A 7,369-nucleotide genomic window follows, 5' to 3' on the forward strand; every position below is an offset into this window, starting at 1 on the left:
GTAACAACCGTCGTGTAATTATCTTCGCGGTTGAATAAGTTTCGCTACCAAGCCTGTCCAACCTGTTTGATGTGACGCTCCAACACCACGACCACTATCGCCGTGGAAATATTCATAAAACAAAACGTATTGACTAAAGTTCTTATCGGTGTTGAGTTGATCATAATTGCCATTCACGGCACGTCGTCCGTCTTTATCAACGGTAAATATTTTTACCAGACGCTCCGATAGCTCCGCTGCAATTTGTTTTAACGTAAGCATGTTGCCGGAACCGGTAGGGTGCTCCACTTTAAAATCGTCGCCATAGTAATGGTGAAACCTTTGAAGGGATTCTATCAAAAGATAATTTACAGGGAACCAAATCGGACCTCGCCAATTTGAGTTGCCTCCGAAAAGTGATGTATCGCTATCTCCCGGTGTATACTTCACAGAAAACTTCGAACTATTCACGGTCAGTTCGTAAGGGTTCTCATCATAAACTTTCGATAACGCACGAATGCCATACGGCGACAAGAATTCTCTTTCGTCCAACATACGCTTCAACAAACATTTCATACGATGGCCCCGCAACAGCGATAGCAGGTGGCGTTCATTCTTGCCTTTCTCGCCCCACCGCGAAATTAAGTTCGCCAAATCGGGTCTATTCTTTAAAAACCATTCGAGGCGTGTTGTAAATTGAGGCATCTTCTGAAACACCTCTTCATCCAACACTTCCACCGCAAAGAGCGGAATAAGACCGACCATCGACCGCACTTTCATTCTGATACGTTGATCGTCGGGAGTGTGAAGAACATCGTAGAAAAATTCATCTTCGTTATCCCAAAGGTTTATCCCTTCATTGCCAACGTTGGCCATCGCACCCGCGATGTATAAGAAGTGTTCAAAAAATTTCGTCGCTAAACTTTCATAGACCGTGTTCTGCTTGGCGAGTTCAAGCGACATACGCAACATGTTCAACGTAAACATCGCCATCCAACTGGTACCATCAGACTGCTCTATAAAACCGCCTGTTGGAAGTTTACTGCTGCGATCAAAAACACCAATGTTATCCATTCCAAGAAATCCACCTTGGAAAATATTATTGCCATTATAATCTTTCTTGTTTACCCACCAGGTAAAATTCAATAGAAGCTTTTGGAAAACCTCCTCTAAGAATCGATAATCATTCTTGCCTTGCAACTTTTGGTCGATCTTGTAAACACGCCATGTAGCCCAACCGTGAACAGGCGGATTAACATCGCCCAGCGCCCATTCATAAGCAGGAATTTGGCCATTGGGATGCATGTACCACTCTTTCGTGAATAACACAAGCTGCTGCTTTGCGAATTCCGGATCAACCATCGCGAGTGGAATCGTATGAAAAGCAAGATCCCACGCAGCATACCACGGATATTCCCATTTGTCGGGCATCGAAATAATGTCTGCGTTATTCAGGTGAACCCATTCCGAATTTCTTCCGTGACGACGCTGTGCAGGTGGCGCCGGCTGCGCTGGATCGCCTTTCAACCACTGCGCTACATCATAATAAAAAAATTGTTTGCTCCAGAGCATCCCTGCAAACGCCTGCCGTTGAATTAACCGCTTGTCACCGTCTTTGATCTTCAATTGTAACTCGTCATAAAAAGCATCAGCCTCATGCTTACGGCTATTGAAGATTTCATCAAAATCGTTAAACGCATTTTTTAATTTCCGGCTCGACAACCGTAGTTTAATCGTTTTCGATTTCCCCCCTGCAATTTCGACGTCATAATTTATAGCAGCTTTGGTTCCTGATGCGCTTGTATTTAACGCGTCGGTGTTTCCATGAACGAGGTACTCATCGATGCCATCTTTAAATGTCCCAGCAGTATGATAATTGAAAAGTCTTCCGGTGTTGGTTTCATTTTCACAAAAAAGAACACTGGGTTTTTCTTCAAAGAATAAATAGTGATCGCCTAGCTCCATGTGATTCACTACGATATGATCTTTTCCTAAAGTCAAATTCGGTTTGTAATCATCATATCCCCACGACCATGTATTTCGAAACCAAATTTGCGGAAGTACATTCAAGGAAGCCGTGTCTTTACCACGATTGTAAATCGAAAGGCTGATCAATATATCATCCTCGTCAGCTTTTGCATAGGAAATAAAAACATCGAAATATTTGTTATCAGAGAATATGCCGGTATCCATTATTTCATACTCGGGCTCGTGTTTCCCGCGACGGCGATTTTCTTCGACAAGTTTTGAATATGGAAATTCTTGCTGCGGATATTTATACAGCATCGTCATGAACGAATGCGTCGGCGTACTATCGATGTAGTAATAAAACTCCTTGCAATCTTCACCGTGGTTGCCTTCGTTTCCCGTTACACCGAACAGTCGCTCCTTGATGATCGGATCTTTCTTATTCCACAGCGCGAGTGCAAAATTAATGATCTGCTTATCATCACTAATTCCACCGATACCTTCTTCTCCCCAGCGAAACGCTCTGCTACGCGCGGCATCGTGTGAGATGTATTCCCACGCGTTTCCATGTGGGCTGTAGTCTTCGCGAACTGTTCCCCATTGTCGATCAGTGAGGTAAGGGCCAAACTTACGCCAGTTCTTAATTTTATCACGGTCTTGAATGAGGCGTTCTTTCTCCGCAGTCATATGTAAAGGTGTTGGAGGAGTCTAATATATTCGAAAATTTCTGATCGAATATATTAAAAACTTGAACACGTGAATACTTGTACATGTGAACGTTCATCCATTGTCTTCAAACCCTGGATAAAGCAACATTCCACCATCAACAAATAATGTAATTCCATTAACGTATTCCGAATCATCTGAAGCAAGCCACACTGCGGCACGACCTATGTCTTCCACCTCTCCTATTCTTTTTGAAGGAATCAATTTTAACAAGTTATTGTATGCTGCTGGCGTTTGCCACGCTGCGTGATTGATCGGCGTCCTAATCGCACCTGGGCCGATGCTGTTCACCCTGATTTTTTGTGGCGCGTATTCTTGTGCAATACTTTTCATCAACATCATAACGCCACCCTTCGATGCAGAATAATTAGCATGACCTGCCCAGGGAATCACTTCATGAACTGAACTCATACAAATAATTTTCCCTGCCGATAACGATTTAGTTTCATCAATACCGCGGCGTAAAAATTCTTTGATGGCTTCACGTGCGCAAAGAAATTGCCCGGTGAGATTGATATCCATAACACGGTTCCATTCTTCCAACGTCATTTCGTGAAATTTAGAATCCTTCTGCAAACCCGCATTGTTGATCAGGATGTCAACAGTCTTATAACGTTTAAACGTCTCAGCAAACATGTTCAGAACGTCTTGTTCTTTACTCACATCAGCGCGTATGGTAAAACCTTCCCCACCGTTTGATTTGATATCAGTAAGAACGGCCTCCGCTTTATCGGGGCTACTGCTATAGTTCACTACCACCGCTGCGCCCGCTTGCGCTAAAGCCTTCGCTACACCGGCACCAATACCAGAACTTGCTCCTGTTACAATAGCAACTTGACCTGAGAGTTTTTTCTTCGTTGACATGGGAAAATGTTTTACGTGTATGATAAAAAGTATTGCCAGGAATATAACCTAAAAAGGGTTGTGTACATTGGTCGCATCGGGAAACATCTCTGGATCGCAACAAAAAAGCTGCGTGTTCGAGTTTTTATTAACTCGAACACACAGCCTCTAAGGTGTTACAAGTACAGATTATTCGACTACGATTCGCTTGGAATGCGTGCCGTATTCATTTTTCTGAATCACAACGTATGTGCCCGTTCGCAGATGCGTAAGATATGCAACGTCTTTCACACGCGACGACCAAACAGATTTACCTGAACTTGAATCTACAATCGTGATTGATGACGGTTCATGTACTTGGATGCTCAAACTTCCCTGTGAAGGATTAGGGTATACCGACATTGCACTCGTCTCGGAAACTACTTCTGTTGTCGTCGCACTTCTCGCGGCAACACCTGTTCCCCAACTAAACTGTTCCCAGGCTTGGATTGATGCACGATTACAAATCATAGCCGCCGCACCATTTTCAGAAGAAACATATTGACCGTTACTTCCACGAAGTGCAATCTTTCCGCTACCCGCATCCACCCAGTCAAATTGTTCCCACCCGCCAATGGTAGTACGATTACACGTCATCGCGGCTACGCCATTTTCCGATGACACATAACGACCGTTGCTTCCGCGCAAAGCAACCTTGCCATTACCGGCACTCACTACCGTGAATTGCTCCCAAGCTTGAACTGTCGGGCGATTACAATACATCGGCCCTGCGCCGTTTGCTGAAGTAACATACTGATTACTCGGACCTCTTAACCAGATTACACTATTGATTGGCGGATTGCTTGGCGAAGTCGTCGCTTTGTAAACACGAACATAATCAACATACATTTTAGCGGGTAACGCCGCGTCATTGATCGTAAATCCAGGGAGATTTCCACCAATAGCAAGGTTAAGAATGAGGAAAAAGTTATTATGAAACTCATTTGTGCTATTGATATTGTTCAGAATGTTGGCCTCATGAAATTGCACGCCATCGACAAACCACTTAATTGAACTTGGACTCCACTCAATGGCGTACACATGATAATTGGTTACCGATGTACCCGTATTGCCGCCATAGTGAACGTATCCATTATTATCCCAATGAATGGTACCCAGAACCGTGTTGCTTGTATTAGTTTGTTCCATGATATCGATCTCGCCACACTTTGGCCATCCAACATTAGGATCGCCAATGTTTGTACCCAACATCCAGAATGCGGGCCAAGATCCTTGGAATGCGGGAAGTCTCATACGGGCTTCAATTTTTCCATACCGCCAATTGTAACCCGTGGATCCTGTGGTGAGTTTCGCTGATGTATAATTCTGTCCACCAAAATTTTCACGCTTGGCGGTAATCACGAGTTGTCCATTTTCAATCGTTGCATTTTCACGACGATAATATTCGCGCTCGTTATTACCCCAACCATTTGTTCCGTTACCAATATCAAACCCCCAGGCCGGACCAATGGAATTTGTAAATTCGTCAGACCATTCTAATTGCCACGTCTGTGCTTGTAGCGTTAAACCAATCAACATGAGCGCACTCATGAAAAGAAATTTGAAAGAGTTCATGACTTCGTAGTTTTGTTGATACGAGATCTATTGTACAATTACCTTCGTTATCTTTCGCTGCCGACCACTGATGATTACAGCATAAAATCCAGGTTGAAGATTTGAAACAGTGACTTCATCTTTTACGGGTTGATCAAAAACGAAATTCCCCTTATGTATCTCTACAATCCTTACTTGCGATGGCTCATGAACCCGAATTGAAAGATTGCCTTTTGATGGATTGGGAAACACAGCATCGTCTTCTTGTAGCGATGTTTGCGAAGTTTCATCTGTCGCCATGCGCGCATTACCAACAACAGCATACGTAAATACTTCCCAACCTTGAATGGAGGTCCTATTACAAGTCATCGCTGCAACGCCATTCTCCGACGAGATGTAGAGACCATTATTCCCGCGCAGTGAAATCGTTCCACCTGTATTAATGATCCAATCGAATTTTTCCCAATCGCCGATGGTAGTGCGCGTACAGGTAATTGCCTGCGTTCCGTTTTCAGAAGAAACATACTTGCCCATACTGCGCAGCGCTACCTTTCCGCCACCGGCATCAATCACCGAAAATTGTTCCCATGTCTGAGGTGATGGGCGGTTACAGCGCAGCGCTTGCGTTCCGTTTTCACCACTTACATATTGGCTGTTATTGCCACGCAAGGTGATCACTTTTCCGATTGGCGCTACTGGATTTGGGGTGGGATTACCGCGTTCCACCACCACCTGATTAATGGCTGACAACAAAGAATTGGCATTGGTCACATCTTCCGAAAGATCCCAAATCATCGCTCCTCCACAACCCTGATCGAAAGCTAAATTCGTTTTGGCTTTGATGGTAGGGATACCGTTGTAACCGATGCTCCCAAAGAAATCTGAGTTTGGATTAGCACCACGAGAAAGTAATGCTGCGTAGCCAACGTATTCTGACGAAGATCTTCCGTAGAAAGGTAATCCTAGAATCACTTTACTCGCTGGACAACCGCGCCCCTTCCAATAACTGATCGACTGTTGAGCATAACTATACGTTGAATGATTTGAGCCTCCACCATCGTAAGCCATGATGTTTAAGAAATCGACATAACCAAAAATATTATTTTGAATACTCGATCCGCCGACAGCAACAACAGCAGCGGTTAGCAATTTCCCGCGACTGTGCATGGCTGTACTAAGCTGCTGCATCAACAACGAATAGTTATTCGACGAGGCACCGTTGTCGGGATACTCCCAGTCAATGTCAACACCGTCGAGACCATATTGGTTAACCATATTGATCATACTGTTAACAAAGTTGGTGCGGTATGTCGCGTTCGCGGCAAGACTTTCGAATGCGTTATCATTTCCGTTGTTCCATCCGCCAACTGCAATCAGCACTTTCACACCATTGGCGTGTGCGGTCGATACAAGGCTTTGCAACTTGGATGGGTTCTCGAGTGCTTGTAGGCCACCGGTATTGGTTGGTAGCACAAATGCATAATTTACGTGTGTAAGCTTCGAAAATTGTACGGCGCTTACACTTCCTGCCCACGAGGGAAGATAGCCGACAGTTTTAAATTGGCCGAAGGCTGAAAAAGAAAAAAGAATTAAAAATGCGAAGGCAAAGCATGCCCTCTTTAGCGTACAGCTGGTTTCCATGACTGAATAGTTTGAGTTGAACAATTATTAAGAGAAGGAATATTGGGGGTATTCCAGCATATCGTTTTGGCAAGTCCATCACATCAGTGCTACGATGAGACGACAACCGTTTTAAAAGATCTGCGATATTAAATGATCATTGGATCGCGCCAAAGTTGAAGATGTGTAGCGTATGGTTTGCGTAGACAGCAAAACGGCGACGTTTCGAGATTCGCTACTGTGAAGACAATAATCAGATGTCTCAGCTTTTGGTTGAGTTTCATTTTGAATGGGTTTAGGATTGGTTATCGCTTTACTCTTGCCCGAACAAAGCGATGAAAGACAAAGTAAAATTTCAACGTATCAACTGAGAAACCAAAGGCTACGCTTCAAACACTACACCAAGGGCCACAACGCTACGTCTATACCACGTCACGACGAAAAAGAAATTGATCATCAGCTAATTGCTTCACTTCATACCGGATTTTTTGGTTTGTCGCCATCGTCACAAAAAAAAGAGGCCGTCTCAAAAGTCATGAGGCGGCTTTTTTTGTTTTTTTTGGGTTAATCTAGTTTGAAAAATGTAGGCGCGTGAAATCTTCGTCACTCATGCGGTCGCTTTTGCAAGATTGTGCGCTAT

The 7,369-nt window shown here is 44.0% G+C and carries 4 protein-coding genes; all 4 read right to left on the minus strand.

All coding sequences use genetic code 11. The annotated features are described in order from the left end of the window. Window positions 1-18 precede the first annotated feature (18 nt). Window positions 19-2,634, minus strand: a complete 2,616-nt coding sequence (locus DQQ10_RS19815; RefSeq protein ID WP_112748656.1) for an MGH1-like glycoside hydrolase domain-containing protein — start codon at window positions 2,632-2,634, stop codon at window positions 19-21. 93 nt (window positions 2,635-2,727) lie between these two features. Beyond that, entirely contained in the window at window positions 2,728-3,537 is an 810-nt protein-coding gene (locus DQQ10_RS19820; protein ID WP_112748657.1) for an SDR family oxidoreductase, read from the minus strand. 168 nt (window positions 3,538-3,705) lie between these two features. Further along, window positions 3,706-5,130: a family 16 glycosylhydrolase gene (locus DQQ10_RS19825; protein ID WP_112748658.1), complete on the minus strand. Its 1,425-nt coding sequence runs from the start codon at window positions 5,128-5,130 to the stop codon at window positions 3,706-3,708. 27 nt (window positions 5,131-5,157) lie between these two features. Further along, window positions 5,158-6,750, minus strand: a complete 1,593-nt coding sequence (locus tag DQQ10_RS19830) for a glycosyl hydrolase family 18 protein (protein WP_112748659.1) — start codon at window positions 6,748-6,750, stop codon at window positions 5,158-5,160. Window positions 6,751-7,369: the final 619 nt, after the last annotated feature.

It is taken from the genome of Pseudochryseolinea flava (assembly GCF_003286915.1).
GTDB classification, from domain to species: domain Bacteria; phylum Bacteroidota; class Bacteroidia; order Cytophagales; family Cyclobacteriaceae; genus Ohtaekwangia; species Ohtaekwangia flava.

What these genes read in the sequence shown, in the direction of transcription:
- DQQ10_RS19815 (WP_112748656.1), bottom strand. Translation starts at nt 2,634, where the DNA reads ATGACTGCGGAGAAAGAACGCCTCATTCAAGACCGTGATAAAATTAAG.
- DQQ10_RS19820 (WP_112748657.1), bottom strand. Translation starts at nt 3,537, where the DNA reads ATGTCAACGAAGAAAAAACTCTCAGGTCAAGTTGCTATTGTAACAGGA.
- DQQ10_RS19825 (WP_112748658.1), bottom strand. Translation starts at nt 5,130, where the DNA reads ATGAACTCTTTCAAATTTCTTTTCATGAGTGCGCTCATGTTGATTGGT.
- DQQ10_RS19830 (WP_112748659.1), bottom strand. Translation starts at nt 6,750, where the DNA reads ATGGAAACCAGCTGTACGCTAAAGAGGGCATGCTTTGCCTTCGCATTT.